A 15,530-nucleotide genomic window follows, 5' to 3' on the forward strand; every position below is an offset into this window, starting at 1 on the left:
CCCGGCGCAAAGACTAACGAGGGGTCAAGAATTGGTAAGTTTCGACGGGCGCGGCTCAGCTTCAGCCTCGGAAAAACTTACCGAATTGTTTTCAGGGGATTTTTCGGCCTGAGCCTGTTTTGGAGCCACGAAAAGCGCGTCATAAATCAGACACGCAACGCCAAGATTAATGGCCGTGTCCGCCACGTTGAATATCCAGGGGAATTTCAGCGCGGAAACATCGATGAAGTCGACCACGTAGCCGTAGCTGATCCGGTCGATCACATTGCCAAGGGCGCCCCCGGCAATGAGCCCACCGGCGATCCCGGCGACGCGCCGGTCCAGCGTCCCCGCCCATTTGAAGATATAGGCCGACACACCGATCGCCAGAAGCGATAGCGCAACGCGCGAAACCATACCGCCCGCGAGCAGTCCGAAACTGACGCCGCGGTTTTCAACATAGCTGAGGTCGAAAATCGGGCTGATGTCGATATGGCCGAAGGGGCGCTCCGGCAGCTGCAGGCCGTGAAGAATCCACAACTTGGTTGCCTGATCGACAAAGATGCACAGAACGGCAATGGCCACGACCAGCCTGAAGACCGGGTTGGATTTTGCCGTCTGCCACCACGCCGTCATGAATTGACGACCTCGTCACAGCGCTGGCAGAGCGCGGTCGTTTCGGACACCTCTTCCAGCACTTTCCAGCAGCGGCCGCATTTCTGGCCGGGCGCTTCGAGGACGGCGACCGCAACACCGGGCACCTCATGCAGGTGAAACGCCGTGGGCGGACCTTCACCAGCCTCAACGCGCGCGCCCGAGGTGATGGCGAGTTCCGCCATGTCGACGCCCTTCACCGCATTGTACAGCATCTGATTGTCGATATGCACCACCGGCGAGGCTTCAAGACTGGAGCCGATGAGTTTGTCCCGACGAGCCACTTCAAGCGCACCCGTCACGACGCGGCGGACGGACCGAACCTGGTCCCATTTGAAGCCCAGCTCATCATTGCGCCAGTCGGCTGGCGGCTCGTCAAAGGTCAGGCGGTGGACCGACCCCTTTTCATCGCGTTTGGCCGGATAGCGGGTGATAAAGCTTTCCTCTGCCGTGAACGGACAGATCGGGGCAAGCCATTTGGCCAGATAGTCAAAGAGGATCGCCATGACCGTGCGTGCCGAACGACGGCGCATCGAGTCCTTGCCATCACAGTACAAAGCGTCCTTGCGGATGTCGAAATAGACCGATGACAGATCCACGCTGGCAAATTCGAACAGCGCCCGCCAGGCCGATTTGAAGTCGTAAGCCTCCAACCCGCGCTGAACCGCACCGTTCACCTGCTGGAGGCGATGCAGGATGTAACGCTCGAGCTCGGGCATATCGTCATAATCGACGGCTTCTTCATCCGCGTACCCATCGAGAGCAGACAGGACATAGCGAAGCGTGTTGCGCAGTTTGCGATAGGCATCCACGGCATTGCCGATGATCTCGTCACCAATGCGGATGTCATCCACATAATCCGAGCTCGCCACCCAGATCCGGATGATGTCAGCGCCGTACTTCTTGGTCAGTTCCTCGGGCAGGATCGTATTGCCCAGGGACTTGGACATTTTATAGCCTTTGGCATCAAGAACGAAGCCGTGGGTGATCAGGCTGTCGAACGGCGCGCGACCGCGCGTACCGCAGCCCTCAAGCAGGCTGGCCTGGAACCAGCCGCGATGCTGGTCGGAGCCTTCAAGATAGACATCGGCTGGCCATTTCAGGTCTTCGCGTTGTTCGAGCACAAAGCTGTGGGTCGACCCTGAATCAAACCACACGTCCAGAATATCGGTGACCTTTTCATAGTCCGCCGCATCATACTTGTCGCCAAGGAACTCTTCCGCAGGCGTATCAAACCAGGCATCAACCCCGCGCTCGCGGATGGCGGCAACAATCCTGCCGTTCACCTCACTGTCGACCAGGGGCTGGCGATCCTTGTCGATGAAAATGGCGATCGGATTGCCCCAGGCGCGTTGCCGCGACACCAGCCAGTCCGGACGGCTTTCCACCATGGATTGCAGGCGCTTGCGCCCCTGCGGCGGATAGAACGTGGTGTCGTCAATTGCCTTGAGCGCCGTGTGCCGCAGCGTACCGTCCTCATCCTTTGCCCCCATCCGGATGAACCATTGCGGTGTATTCCGGAAGATGACCGGCGCCTTGGAGCGCCAGCTGTGCGGGTAGGAGTGGTTGAGAAGACCGCGCGCGAACAGGTTGTCGTGCGCCACCAGCTGGGCAATCACGACGCGGTTGGCGTTGCCATCCTTACCTTTTTTCTTGCCCTCAGTGATGATGACCTTTTCACCGACAAAGCCGGGTGCCTCATCCGTATAGGCGCCATCTGGCCCCACCGTGTGCGGAATGTCTTCCAGCGGCAGGCCGTGCTCAAGCCAGACGAAATAGTCTTCCTGACCATGGCTGGGCGCCGTATGCACAAAGCCCGTGCCCGCTTCGTCGGTGACGTGATCACCAGCCAGAAGCGGCACATCGAACATATAGCCGTTTTCATGCGTGCGCAGAGGATGCTTGAGCTTCTTGCCTTTCAGCATGTCGGTCGGAACATCCGCGATGCGCGTCCACTCCGCGACGAGACCCGCTTTTTTAACATCGTCTGCGAGTTCATCGCCAAGGATGAGGATTTCGCCGGGGCGGCTCCATGGCGCGAATTCCATGTCATCGCGCACCGTGTCGACGCGATAGGCCCCATAGGAGAGCGACGGCCCATAGCAGACCGCGCGGTTGCCCGGGATCGTCCAGGGGGTTGTGGTCCAGATCACCACGCTGGCGCGTTCCAAGCCTTCTGGCGCGTGACCTTCGATAAACGGGAAGCGCACCCAGATCATGGTTGACTGGTGGTCGTGATATTCGATTTCAGCTTCTGCCAGTGCCGTCTGCTCGACAGGCGACCACATGACGGGCTTCGACCCGGAATAGACCAGACCCTTTTCGACAAATTTCAGGAATTCGCCGACCACTGTCGCCTGGGAATTATAGTCCATGGTGCGATAGGGGTTTTCCCAGTCGCCCTCGATCCCAAGACGTTTGAATTCCTCGCGCTGAACGTCGATCCATTCTTTCGCATAGGCACGGCAGGCCGTACGGAATTCAGCCGCAGGCACCTGGGCCTTCTTGCGCCCTTTGGCGGCAAAGGCTTCTTCGACTTTCCACTCGATCGGCAGGCCATGACAGTCCCAGCCGGGCACGTAATTGGCGTCGAAGCCCATCATCTGACGCGAACGGATGATGATATCCTTGAGAATCTTGTTGAACGCCGTTCCCATGTGAAGGTGGCCGTTCGCGTAAGGAGGGCCGTCATGCAGGGTGAACGCCGGACGTCCCTTGGACTCCTCACGTAACAGCGAATAGAGCCCAATATCGTTCCAGTGCTCCAACCATTGCGGCTCCTGCTTGGGCAGACCCGCCCGCATGGGGAAGTCGGTCTTGGGCAAAAAGAGGGTATCGCGATAGTCGTGACCTTTGGAGGCCTTATTGTCGGGCATGGATGATTTCATTCGAAGGCTGCTTCGTCAGCGCGGCTCTTAGACCTGATGACGCCGCGGTCGCAAGGGACGGGGCGGAATTGACCCGGAGTTCAGGGCCGCAATCCGCGAGGCGGCTTTTCTTCCGCGGGTGTCGGCACAGGTTTCTTTTTGGAAACGGCGGGCGCGGGCAACGGGTCGTTGTCGGCGACCTGAACCTTGGGTGGCGGTTCTGGACGATTGGCAGCCGTCAACGCCGCGCGGCGGCGGGCTTCTTCAGCCACGAGGTCTCGGAGCTGTTGACGCAGGCCGTCGCGCTCAAGAAGGATATCGGGCGGCTCGCCGCTTGAAGCCGAAACGGACCGCTCGGCCCAAGCCAGCGCCGCTTTGAAATCCGGCGGTGCAATCACCCCCTCTGACAGACTGACGGCATGCAGAAACATGCCCTCGGCGCTGCCGCCTTCTGCTGCCCGTCTGAACCAGGTCGCAGCCGTTTTCTTTGATACAGGTGCGCCCTGCCCGCTATAATGCATCAGCCCGAGAGAAACCTGTGCCGGAAGGACGCCAGCCTCGGCCGCGCGGGTCATCCACGTCAGCGCGCCGTCGATATCCGTGCTGCCCGCCCGTCCCGACTGCAGGATGAGGGCGAGATTATACATGCTGTCGGCATCGCCCTGCTCGGCCGCCTCGTTGAACCAATACGCCGCATTCGCATAGTCGCGCGCCTTTCCTTCGCCATCGAGGTAAAGCAGACCGAGATGATATTGCGCGGCAGGCACACCGCGACGCGCCGCATCCTCGAACAGCCGTGCTGCACGCGTCGGGTCCTGCGGGACGAATTGCCCTTCTGCATACATATAGCCCAGACGAACCTTGGCGAGGGCGTGGCCCTGAGCCGCCGCCAGGTTGAACCACTCATAGGCGCGTTTCCAGTCCTTCACCGCGCCGTCACCCGTATAGGCGAGCTCCCCCAAAGCGAATTGCGCGTTGGCCTGCCCGGCCGCAGCGGCTTCAGCGAAATGGCCGACGGCTGCCTTTATGTTCTTGGGCCCGCCCAGGCCGTTCTGATCAAGATGGCCCAGCAGATATTGAGCATCAGCATTCCCGGCGTCGGCAAGAGAGATGGCGAGCGTGCGGGCAGTCTCGAAATTGCCGTTTTGCGCGGCCGCCATGGCATCCTCGACGGAGATCTGAGATGCCGGCGGCGCGGAAAAGCCTGCGAGTGTCTGCCCGCCAAGGATCGGCGAAATTGCCGCAACAGCAATGAAGTGGCGCCAATTGCGCATTCATGGTCCTCCCCAGGGCGCCGGATCAGGACGCCGCGTGGGACCTATCCTGCAGCGCGTCGGCAAAAGCCGCAACGCCGGCGCCAGGTCCATCAGGGTGGTCCCACACAGCCGACGATACGGCGAGATAGTCCGCCCCCGCATCCACCAACGGCGCCGCGTTCTGCGCATTGATGCCGCCAATGGCGACACAGGGAATGACCGTCGTTTCGGACCAGATGGTCAGAATTTCCGGCTCCGGACGAAATTCAGTTTGCTTGGTACTTGTCGGATAAAACGCGCCGAAGGCCACATAGTCCGCTCCGGCTTCGGCCGCTTCCATCGCCAGATGACGACTGTCATGGCAGGTCACACCGATTTCGGCACTGGCGCCGAGCAGCGCCCTGGCATCTTCTACCGAGCCGTCGGACTGTCCCAGATGCAAACCCTGTGCGCCACATTTCCGCGCCAGATCAGCACGATCATTGACGATCAATGCCACGCCCAGGCGCTCCAATACCGGCTTCAGCACCAGCGCAGCACGGACGATCTCATCATCAGGCACATCTTTCAGGCGCAGTTGCAGACAGGCCACCTCGACCCCAGCGGCTGCGCCGACAGTCACTGCTTCTTCCAGTGCTGCCGGAAAGGTCGCCAGATCGATGGTTGGCGGCGTAATCAGATACAATTGGCAATCAAGCATTCGTCAGCACCAGTTCGGTTCAGACGGCGAGGACAGAAACGCCCGGCAGATCCTTGCCTTCCATCCACTCAAGGAACGCCCCGCCCGCGGTCGAGACATAGGTGAAGTCGTCGACGACACCAGCCATGTTCAGGGCAGAAACGGTATCCCCGCCCCCGGCCACGGAGACGAGTGAGCCGTTCTTCGTCAGCTGCGCGGCAAATCGTGCCAGCTCAACTGTTGCCGTGTGAAATGGGGGGATCTCAAACGCACCAAGCGGCCCATTCCAGATCAACGTTGCGCAGCCTTCCAACGCTTCGGCGTAGCTGTCGACACTGTCTGGGCCCATATCGAGCACCATTTCATCCGCCTGCACCTGATCGGCCATGCGCACATGGGTCTCCGGATTGGCGGCAAACTCGCGCGATGTCACAACATCCTTGGGCAGAAGGATTTCGCACCCGGCTTTCGACGCCTTGGCCATGATCTCACGTGCTGTTTCCGCAAGATCCGGCTCAGCCAGGGATTTGCCGACCTCAATGCCCATGGCCACGAGGAAGGTGTTGGCCATGCCGCCGCCGACGATCAGTTTGTCAGCCGTCGTCACGAGGTTGTGCAGCACGTCAAGCTTGGTGGAGACTTTCGCCCCGCCCACCACGGCCATGACCGGGCGCTTTGGTGCAGCAAGCGCCTGAGCCAGATAATCAAGCTCGCGCTGCATTGCGCGACCAGCCGCTGCCGGCAATAGCCGCGCCACGCCTTCGGTCGAAGCATGGGCACGGTGCGCCGCAGAAAACGCATCGTTCACATACACGTCACCATTGGCCGCCAGCCCCTTGGCATAGTCGGCATCGTTCTTTTCCTCGCCCGCGTGAAAGCGCGTGTTTTCCAGAAGAAGAATATCGCCAGCCACCATGTTGTCGACGGCCCGCGTTGCAGGCTCACCAATACTGTCTTCGGCAAACGCGACCGGCTTCCCGATCAGATGGGAAAAAGCCTCGGCCACAGGTGCCAGTGACATTTCCGGATCCGGCGCGCCCTTCGGACGGCCAAAATGAGAAAGGAGGATGATCTTCGCGCCCTTGTCCACAAGCTCTTGGATCGTGGGGACGGCCCGCTCCAGCCGCGTCACGTCAGACACCTGGCCATTCTGAACGGGCACGTTGAAATCAACCCGTACAAGGACGCGCTTGCCGGCGACTTCAATGTCATCGAGCGTTTTGAATTTGACGGTCATGAGCAGTTCCTCAGTTCACGGAAGATGAAGTTGGACACCGGGTCCAGGTGACGGAAGCGGCGTTTTCCCGCTCAAACATCAGTGAAGAGCCGGAAAGGCGCAAATAGGCGTCCCAGTCAGGTTCACCCTGCTGCCCCACCCCGGTCAAAATCGCCTCGTACCGCCCCTCGCCCTTCAGTTCGATAATACGGGCAATCGGACTTTTCCCAGCCGCATCGGTGAAATAATCGGGCGTGATCAGGATAGGGGCATTTTCACCGCTGCCCGGCTCCCGGGTACAGTCGGTCTGGCTGTCGGCCCAAAGGCCAAGAAACGGATAATCGCGCGGATCCGGCGCAAGATTTTCAACCGCTTCAGCGGACAATTCTGGCAGCGGTGCCTTTTCGATCATCAGCGGATCCTCCCCGCCACATGCCGTCAACAGGAGGAGAGACAGGGCGGGGAGAAAACGCATGAGATATCGTCCTTACAGGAACTTCGCCATGGCGAGTGCTGTGTCGGACATGCGGGTCGAGAAGCCCCACTCATTGTCATACCAGCTGATCACGCGGACCAGGCCGCCTTCGACGATCTGGGTCTGCGGTGTCGCGAAGGTCGACGAATGGGCGTCGTGATTGAAGTCAGACGAGACGAGCGGCTCATCGGAATAGTTCAGCACACCTTTCATCGGGCCATTGGCAGCCTCGATGATCGCATTGTTGACTTCTTCCACCGTCGTGTCGCGCTCGGCCTCAAAGACGAGATCGACCACTGAGACGTTCGGCGTCGGCACGCGGATGGATGACCCATCAAGCTTGCCGGCCAGCTCAGGCAGCACCAGACCAAGGGCCTTTGCGGCGCCTGTCGAGGTCGGAATCATGGACAGTGCCGCGGCGCGCGCGCGGTACAGATCCTTGTGCATCGTATCGAGCGTTGGCTGGTCACCCGTGTAGGAGTGGATGGTTGTCATGTAGCCGCGCTTGATGCCGACGGCGTCATTCAGCACCTTGGCAACCGGCGCCAGACAGTTCGTCGTGCACGAGCCGTTGGAGACGATCACATCGTCGGCCGTCAGCACGTTGTGGTTGACGCCATAGACGATGGTCTTGTCGGCCCCGGCAGCTGGAGCCGAAACGAGAACGCGCTTGGCACCCGCTTCGAGATGCCATGCGGCTTTCTCACGGGCTGTGAAGATACCGGTACATTCCATGACCAGATCAACACCGAGTTCACCCCAGGGCAGGTTCTTCGGATCGCGCTCGGCGAGCACCTTGATCTCCTTGCCGTCGATGGCGAGGAAGCCGTCACCGGTGGTGATTGTGTTGTTCAGACGACCATGCACCGTATCGTGCTTGAGCAGGTGAGCATTGGTTTCCACCGGACCCAGATCGTTGATCGCGACCACTTCGATGTCTTTGCGGCCATGCTCAATCATTGAGCGCAATGCGAGACGACCGATCCGACCGAAGCCGTTAATGCCTACGCGAAGTACCATGGATTATTTCCTTCCCATCAGAGCCTTGGCCTTCGCCACCGCGTTCGCCGGCGTCAGGCCAAAGTGTTCATAAACTTCCTTGTACGGACCGCTGGCGCCGAATGTCTCGACGCCCATGAAGTCACCGCGCCCGCCAAAAGCAAAGAGCAGCTTGTCCCAGCCCTGGCGAATGCCGGCTTCCAGCGCCAGACGCGGCGCCTTGCCCAGTACACCTTCGATATAGGCAGGGTCCTGATCTTCGAACAGGTCCATACAGGGCACCGACACAACACGCGCCTTGATGCCCTCCTCGGCCAACAGCGCCATCGCGTCCACTGCAATCTCGACCTCAGAGCCCGACGCCATCAGCGTGACATCAGCATCCGCTGCCTCACGCAGGACATAGCCGCCCTTGGCCGTCAGGTTGTCCTCGGCGCTTGTCCGCAGGACCGGCAGGTTCTGGCGGGTCAGCGCCATGGTGCTTGGGCCATCTGTCCGTTGCAGGGCCAGTGACCACGCTTCTGCGGTCTCGACCGTGTCGGCCGGACGGAACACCCACATATCCGGGATCGCGCGCAGGGAAGCCACATGCTCCACCGGTTGGTGGGTCGGGCCGTCTTCGCCAAGACCAATTGAGTCGTGGGTCATGACATAGACCACGCGGGTCTTCATCAGCGCAGCGAGACGCATGGCCGGACGCGCATAGTCGGAGAACACGAGGAATGTGCCGCCGTAAGGGATGATCCCGCCGTGCAGCGCAAGACCGTTCATGGCCGACGCCATGCCGTGCTCACGAATGCCCCAGTGCATGTAGCGGCCGCCATAATTCTCCGGGTTCATCGGCTCAATGCCGCCCGCCTTGGTATTGTTGGACGGCGTTAGGTCAGCCGAACCGCCAAGGGTGAAGGACACGGCCTCGTTGATGACATCCAGCGCCATTTGCGATGCCTTGCGGGTCGCAACCGACTTGCCTTCCTTGATGGCGGTACGGGCCAGATCCTTCAGGGCGGTGACCGCGGGGGTCACGTCGGATTTCAGGGCCGTCTCGAACCCATCCTTATTGGCGCTTTTGCCGAGGCGCTCGGTCCAGGCCTTGTGCGCATCGACGCCATTGGTGCCCGTCTTGCGCCAGGCGTCGAGGACGTTGTCCGGCACTTCGAACGGACCGTACGGCCAGCCAAGAGCTTCCTTGGCCAGGGCGAGCTCATCCTTGCCCAGAGGCGCACCGTGGCAGTCATGGGTGCCGCCTTTGTTAGGTGCGCCGCGGCCAATGATCGTCTTGCAGGCGATGAGTGTCGGGCGATCGGATTTCTTGGCTTCGATGATGGCGCGGTCGATTGCGTCGTGATCATGACCGTCAATGTCGATCGTGTTCCAGCCGGATGCTTCAAAGCGCGCGATCTGCTTGGTCGAATCCGAAAGGCTGACATGCCCGTCGATGGTGATGTCGTTATTGTCCCAGAACAGGATCAGTTTGTTGAGCTTGTGGTGACCCGCAATGCCGATCGATTCCTGGCTGATGCCCTCCATGAGGCAGCCGTCACCAGCGATGACATAGGTATAGTGATCGACCACATCGCTGCCATAGCGCGCGCGAAGGTGTGCCTCGGCCAGCGCCATACCCACAGCATTCCCAAGCCCCTGGCCCAGCGGACCGGTGGTGGTCTCAATGCCGGGGGCGTGGCCGACTTCCGGGTGGCCAGCGGTCTTTGAGCCCATCTGGCGGAAATTCTTGAGGTCCTCGAGCTCCATGCCCTCAACCCCCAGAAGATACAGGAGGGAGTACAGGAGCATTGAGCCGTGGCCCGCGGACAGCACAAAGCGGTCGCGGTCAGGCCATTGGGGATCGGCAGCATCATATTTCAGATGGCGTGTGAAGAGAACGGTTGCCGTGTCAGACATGCCCATGGGCATGCCGGGATGGCCGGAATTGGCCTTCTCAACACCATCCATCGAAAGGGCAGCGATGGCGGTGGACATCAGGCGGGCGGTGTCGGCGTCTGGTTGGAAGGTCAACGGGCGGATCCTTACGTTTCTTGGTCTGTCTCGAGACCGGGGCGTGATGCACCGCCTCCCATAGGCGGTCAAGGCTCATGGTGCGCCCATTTCCGAAAGAAAGGTAGCGCTAACATCCAAGTTTCCGCCGGTGTTACGGGATTATCACCCTTCCACCTGCCTGCGCGACTCGACACATCCGGGCTTCAGACCCTACCTTAAGAAAAAAGGGTAGGCATGGCCCAATTCGATCAATCTCTACGTCGGCTCAACGCCGCGCTCGACCAACTCGACAATGCACTGGGAGCAAAGGGTGCGCCGTCCACGTCGAGCAGTTCTCCCGCGCGCGTCGACGCTCTTGAACGCCGCCTCGATCGTCTGATTGCGGAGGTCGAAGCGCTGCTCCCCGTCCCGTCCGGCGGCGACATCAAGAAAGGCTGTTCCTGATGCCCGACGTTCGCGTGAAGGTGAATGAGCAGATTTATTCCATCAATTGCGATCCGGGCGAGGAGGAACGCGTCAAAGCGCTCGCCGATTATCTCGACGGCCATGTGCAGAAGCTGACCAAGGATGTCGGCCGGATTGCCGAGAGCCGTCTTCTGATGCTGGCCGCCCTCACCGTCTGCGACGAGCTGTTTGCGGCCCGTGAGCTTTTGGCCAGTGGCGGTGACGACCGCCCGGCGCTTGCAAAAATGATCGAAGATGCAGCCGATCGGGTCGAACGACTGACCGCGTCGCTACAGTCGCGTGACCCATCGGACTGATCCCGATGGAAGGCGGCTTGATACGGGCCCTGACTGTCCCTACTTTGTGACGGCTGCCCGGTTCGTCAGGATTACAATCCCCGGGGCCTTACACTAAAGAATGGGAACTGCCCCTGAACTCGGCCGTGGCCTTGATCACGCGGTGCCCACCTGAACCTTCGGGTCCAGGGCGATCTAAACGTCCAACGGCCGGCGCGGCACTTTAATTCTGCGGAGCAAGGAAGAGACCCATGGTCATCGCCCCCATCCCCCTGATGGACTGGAAAGCTGTCTTCCGAACCCGCGCGAAGAAGGCGCGGGCCGAGGCAGCGTCCACGCAGCCTGATGCTGATCGCTTCGCGGCCATGCACTTCATCAATGAATTTGCGCCGAAGAACGCGTCAAATATCGCCCTGTACCACCCGACGGGTGATGAGCTCGATACCGCCCCCCTCGCCGCGGCGCTGATGGAGGCCGGCCACGCCGTCCTGCTGCCCGTGGTGGTCAAGAAAAAGGCGCCGCTGATCTTTCGCCTGTGGGAGCCTGAAGTGCCGCTGGTGAAGGGCAAGTTCGATATTCCGTGCCCGCCGGATACCTCAAAAGAGATCCGCCCTGACATTATTGTCGTCCCGCTGCTGGGCATCCGTCATGATGGCGCGCGTCTGGGCATGGGTGGCGGTTTTTACGACCGAACCCTCGCGAGCTTGCGCGATGGCGGCGCGGTCCTGGCCATCGGCTATGGCTATGGCGCACAGAAGATGGACCGGTTCCCGGTGGACGCGCATGACCAGTTCCTTGATGGCTTTGTCTCGGAAAAAGGCGCGGAGCGGATCGCCCGCCGGCGGTAGGGTCTGCACCCCATTTCTTGGGGTAATACGCCCCGAATCGGTTCTTCGCTCCAGCAAGCCCAAAAAGCGTGCGGCAGGGACGAAGGTTTGCACACTGACTTAAATGCGCCGTTCGACATCGATAGTAGTGGCGTAATTTATTGAGCAACTGTCGAACAAATTCGCTTGAAACGTCGTATTGCACTCGTAACTTGCATTGAGATTAGGTCGAAGGCGTCCAATGCGAAAAAAAGTTATTATCGTGGGTGCAGGAGCAAGCGCGGAGTTTGGTCTGCCTTTAAGTGAGCAAATTTTCCGTAAGTTGTTGAGCGAGGCGGAAAAATATGAGAGCGCGCGAAGCCTGAGAACGCCGAAGGAAACTCAGGAATTTCTCCAGCTAGATCTTGCAGATTTAGTTTATGAAATCGATGGGGTTTTTCATGGCACACATGCAGCCGGCATCAGAAATCTCTACGAGAAGAGCAGAAATAGCTTTTCAACGTCGATTGATCTGTTTTCCTACATAAATGACAGTGACGATGTTTCCAAATATGCCAAACTTTTTTCAGCCAGAGAAATTTTAAAAGGCGCACATACATTTCGAGTTGAAAATACAGAATTCGGATCCGTCGCCAAATATTATCCAACACTACGTTGGCGGCGCCCATTCATCGACTCCAGACAGAACTGGTTGGCGACTTTAATGCAAAATTACACCCACGGAAAATCAAATTCTAGTGAACTTCAATCCGACAGCTTGCGGTTCATTACCTTCAATTACGATACGATTATCGAGGACGCGCTCCATAATTTTTTTATTCACGCACCTAGGTTTTGCGAAGATATGGACTCTGCTTTACCTGAAGTATTTCACGTACATGGGAGTTTTCCAAAATTTGAAGGCTTGACTGGCGTTCACAGCTTGAGAAAATTTTCTGAAAGTATTAAATTTATTCACGAAACCGGTCAGCAGAAAGATGATAAAATTGATGAGTTTTTATCAGAAGCTGATGACATATACTGTGTCGGATTCGAATTCGCCCACGAGAATGTTGAATTGCTCGAGCTTGCGAAGTATGCGGATAAAACCCTTGCTTTGAATTACAGTGGCGATCTCGATCTACAGTCACGCATGGAAAAGCTTGGCCTATCAGAAAGGCAAATGATGAAGGGCTCGGCGTCCAGTCCCTTAGGTGTCAGCAAGGCAGCTAGACAGGGATTTTTCAGTCTTGGAGAAACGGCAATAAAACCCAAGCCGCAGGTGATTAGGGTTAATTAAGCAGAAATTTCCACCGCCTTCCGAAACACCGTCGGCAGGGTGCTCATATCCTCTGTCCACTGATAGCCCTTTGGCAGGCGGGACAGCCCCGCGCGCCAGACGGTCAGGACAAGATGAAAATGCGTCAGCGTGTGCTCCACCGCGCCTTCTTCAACCCAGTCGGCCGGGAACGGATCGTCCCGATCCGGCAGGCCGTCCTTTGACCAGTCGGAGGTGGGCAGGCCCGCCATGCCGCCGAACAGACCCTTGTCCGCCCGCTTCTCCGTCACCACCGCGCCCGCCCTGTTCACTGCCGCATAGACATGGCCATAACGTGTGGGCCGCGCTTTTTTTGCCGGCTTCATCGGCAGATCCGAAGCGATGCCTTCGGCATGGGCATCACAACTTATCCGCACCGGGCACAACAGGCATTGCGGCGATTTCGGCCGACAGACCGTTGCCCCCAGATCCATCATCGCCTGGGCATAGTCCCCGGCGCGCGCGACAGGTGTCAGGTCAGCGGCGTGGGCATAGATCTCAGGCTTGATCTCCCGCACCGGGCGGTCGAGCGCGAACTGGCGCACGATGACGCGGTCCACATTGCCGTCGACCACCGTCGCGGGCCGATCAAAGGCGATGGCCGCCACCGCTGCAGCCGTATACTGACCAATCCCCGGCAGGGTCAGCAATTCCTCTTCCGTGTCAGGAAATTGCCCGCCGAACCGCTCCGTGACCGCCACCGCGCAGGCGTGCAGGTTTCGGGCGCGGGCGTAATAACCAAGACCGGCCCATTCCCCCAGCACATCATCGATTGGGGCCGCGGCCAGATCAGCCACTGTGGGCCAGCGGCGCAGAAACGTCTCAAAGCGGGGGCTGACCGTCGCCACCGTTGTCTGCTGCAGCATCACTTCGGACAGCCAGACGCGATAGGGGTCCGGCATCTGCCCGCCGCGTCGCGCAGCAGGCCCCGTCCGCCACGGCAGGGTCCGGGCATTGTCATCGTACCAGTCGAGAAGCCGGTCGGAAAAGCCGGTCTTGTCCTTGCCGGTCTGTCCGCGCAGAGTTGCTGTTGAAGCCATATCCCCTGATGCCATGTCCAACCCGCCCGTCAATACGAAACCCGTCCGCTCTGCCCCGCCCAAGGTGAGCCGGTCCGTGGCCCAACGCCTGGCGGCCCTGGCCAAGGCATCCGGTGCCCTCGACCCGGAGCTGGTCGCGGGCTGGCAAGAGATCGCCGGCGAGGATATGGCCAAGGTCTGTCGGCCAGTACGACTGAAGAAGGCGGGCAAGAGCCACACGCTCGTGGTCTCGGTCCCCAGCGGTGCCGCGGCCATGAAAGTGCAATATTCGCAGGCCGCGATCCTGGCGCGGGCCAGCGCCTATCTGCGCTTGCCGGGGCTCAAGAAACTGGTGATTGAGCAGTCCGGGACGATTGCCAAGCCCGAGGCCAAACGCGCCCGCTGGGCCAGCCGCACTTATACCGCCAGCACCGTCCCGCGAGAGGAGCCCGTGGCACAGCCTCCCGCGCGGGATCTTGACGAGGCGCTACGTCGCCTGAGGCTGTCGATGCAGGAACGACGCAACGCGCCCTGAAGGTCGGGTCGCCATGCGGCGCAGTGATTGTTAGGGTACGGCACCGATCGGGGGATGTTCAAATGAAAGCACGGCACGTCACGGGGACCATGACCGCCCTGATCCTGATGGTGTTGATGGCGACCACGGCGCAGGCCCAGACGCCTCAGTCCGAAAGCCATCCGACGTCGGTCTGTTCCAGCCTGCAGGCGCGGGGCGTCGACTGTTATTTCAACGATGCCGACATGGACTATTATTCGCCGGGCGACCCGGCGGATGAGATGCACGTCTATTTCGCCCCGCCTTTTCCCTATGCTGCGCAGAGCGTCTTCTATCGGGCCGCCGACAAGACATTCTGGCTCTATTTGGAGGGAGAGGATTATCCGATCCTCCTCGGCCCCCCATTGGGGCCCGAACTGTCCAGTCGCATGGGCAGTGTCACCAAGATGTATTTCGGGCAGACCCGGGACGGTGAATTGCTGCACGGCGCGTTCATCCCCTATGAGACCGACCTTCGGGCAGAACGCGGCAGCGACGCTGCCGCCATCGGAGCGACCATCCTTGGCGGTGTGCTGCTCTGGGCTCTCTTATCGGGCGACGATGATGCTCAGACCACAACGGCAGAGGCCGGCGCGCCGGGCAATGCCTGCCGTCGCCAGATCGAGGCTGGATATTTCAAATGCGATGCGGCAATCGTGTTCAATTCCTGCAACACGGTGGGCTGCAGCTATGAATGGGACTGCGCGGCCGAACGTCTTGTGACGAAAGGGTCGGGCCGGAAAAAATCCCAGATGATCGAACGGGGGGGCCGCTATGGAAAATGCCGCGTCTCTCGCTTCGCCCCGTCGAACAATTCGTCCTATGTCTGCGACCCGACAACCGGCACTGATGCCAATAGTGTTGACCAATTGGTCGCCAAACTTTGCCGATAGGCCGCTGCGGTGAGCGCCCGCAGGCCCGTACATGGCAGGATTGTCACGGCCGGCCGGGTGACGCCTGACTTGCCAAGC

The 15,530-nt window shown here is 59.9% G+C and carries 15 protein-coding genes and 1 other RNA gene; 7 read left to right on the plus strand and 9 right to left on the minus strand.

Features of this window, described 5'->3' with window-relative positions; genetic code table 11:
* Nucleotides 1–24: 24 nt before the first annotated feature.
* The 8 genes from lspA to tkt all read right to left on the minus strand — a co-directional run bounded on the left by lspA (nt 25) and on the right by tkt (nt 10,105).
* Nucleotides 25–615 (minus strand): signal peptidase II, encoded by a 591-nt coding sequence (gene lspA, locus RUI03_RS11740; protein ID WP_317287655.1) that lies wholly within the window; start codon nt 613–615, stop codon nt 25–27.
* A complete protein-coding gene (gene ileS / locus RUI03_RS11745) occupies nt 612–3,521 on the minus strand; it encodes an isoleucine--tRNA ligase (protein WP_317287656.1) in 2,910 nt (969 codons plus the stop codon). Before ileS ends, lspA begins: the two co-directional genes overlap by 4 nt.
* Before the next feature lie 80 nt (nt 3,522–3,601).
* The gene (locus RUI03_RS11750; RefSeq protein ID WP_317287657.1) at nt 3,602–4,774 is read right to left on the minus strand and encodes a tetratricopeptide repeat protein; all 1,173 of its coding nucleotides are present in this window, start codon (nt 4,772–4,774) and stop codon (nt 3,602–3,604) included.
* Between the two features lie 25 nt (nt 4,775–4,799).
* Nucleotides 4,800–5,456, minus strand: coding sequence for a thiamine phosphate synthase (gene thiE / locus RUI03_RS11755; RefSeq protein WP_317287658.1), 657 nt, complete (start codon nt 5,454–5,456; stop codon nt 4,800–4,802).
* A 19-nt stretch (nt 5,457–5,475) separates the two neighbouring features.
* The gene (locus RUI03_RS11760) at nt 5,476–6,672 is read right to left on the minus strand and encodes a phosphoglycerate kinase (protein ID WP_317287659.1); all 1,197 of its coding nucleotides are present in this window, start codon (nt 6,670–6,672) and stop codon (nt 5,476–5,478) included.
* Between the two features lie 10 nt (nt 6,673–6,682).
* On the minus strand, nt 6,683–7,126 hold the full coding sequence (locus tag RUI03_RS11765) for a hypothetical protein (protein ID WP_317287660.1): 444 nt from the start codon (nt 7,124–7,126) through the stop codon (nt 6,683–6,685).
* Between the two features lie 12 nt (nt 7,127–7,138).
* Entirely contained in the window at nt 7,139–8,146 is a 1,008-nt protein-coding gene (gap, locus tag RUI03_RS11770) for a type I glyceraldehyde-3-phosphate dehydrogenase (RefSeq protein ID WP_317287661.1), read from the minus strand.
* Between the two features lie 3 nt (nt 8,147–8,149).
* On the minus strand, nt 8,150–10,105 hold the full coding sequence (gene tkt / locus RUI03_RS11775; protein ID WP_317289651.1) for a transketolase: 1,956 nt from the start codon (nt 10,103–10,105) through the stop codon (nt 8,150–8,152).
* A gap of 252 nt (nt 10,106–10,357) precedes the next feature.
* Here tkt and RUI03_RS11780 point away from each other — a divergent pair, with 252 nt between their 5' ends.
* The 5 genes from RUI03_RS11780 (at nt 10,358) to RUI03_RS11800 (ending at nt 12,969) form a co-directional block, all read left to right on the plus strand.
* A complete protein-coding gene (locus tag RUI03_RS11780) occupies nt 10,358–10,567 on the plus strand; it encodes a hypothetical protein (RefSeq protein ID WP_317287662.1) in 210 nt (69 codons plus the stop codon).
* Nucleotides 10,567–10,884, plus strand: a complete 318-nt coding sequence (locus RUI03_RS11785) for a cell division protein ZapA (protein ID WP_317287663.1) — start codon at nt 10,567–10,569, stop codon at nt 10,882–10,884. Before RUI03_RS11780 ends, RUI03_RS11785 begins: the two co-directional genes overlap by 1 nt.
* Before the next feature lie 47 nt (nt 10,885–10,931).
* Nucleotides 10,932–11,089, plus strand: a non-coding RNA gene (gene ssrS, locus RUI03_RS11790) — 6S RNA.
* A gap of 25 nt (nt 11,090–11,114) precedes the next feature.
* Entirely contained in the window at nt 11,115–11,711 is a 597-nt protein-coding gene (locus tag RUI03_RS11795; protein ID WP_317287664.1) for a 5-formyltetrahydrofolate cyclo-ligase, read from the plus strand.
* Nucleotides 11,712–11,931: 220 nt separating this feature from the next.
* Nucleotides 11,932–12,969, plus strand: a complete 1,038-nt coding sequence (locus RUI03_RS11800; RefSeq protein ID WP_317287665.1) for an SIR2 family protein — start codon at nt 11,932–11,934, stop codon at nt 12,967–12,969.
* Here the strand turns inward: RUI03_RS11800 and mutY are convergent.
* Entirely contained in the window at nt 12,966–14,027 is a 1,062-nt protein-coding gene (gene mutY, locus RUI03_RS11805; RefSeq protein ID WP_317287666.1) for an A/G-specific adenine glycosylase, read from the minus strand. The two genes, RUI03_RS11800 and mutY, sit on opposite strands and share 4 nt — an antisense overlap.
* Nucleotides 14,028–14,040: 13 nt before the next feature.
* Here mutY and RUI03_RS11810 point away from each other — a divergent pair, with 13 nt between their 5' ends.
* Nucleotides 14,041–14,541: a DUF721 domain-containing protein gene (locus RUI03_RS11810; protein WP_317287667.1), complete on the plus strand. Its 501-nt coding sequence runs from the start codon at nt 14,041–14,043 to the stop codon at nt 14,539–14,541.
* Nucleotides 14,542–14,603: 62 nt separating this feature from the next.
* Nucleotides 14,604–15,452: a hypothetical protein gene (locus RUI03_RS11815; RefSeq protein WP_317287668.1), complete on the plus strand. Its 849-nt coding sequence runs from the start codon at nt 14,604–14,606 to the stop codon at nt 15,450–15,452.
* Nucleotides 15,453–15,530 lie beyond the last annotated feature (78 nt).

The organism is Parvularcula sp. LCG005, assembly GCF_032930845.1.
Classification (GTDB): Bacteria; Pseudomonadota; Alphaproteobacteria; order Caulobacterales; family Parvularculaceae; genus Parvularcula.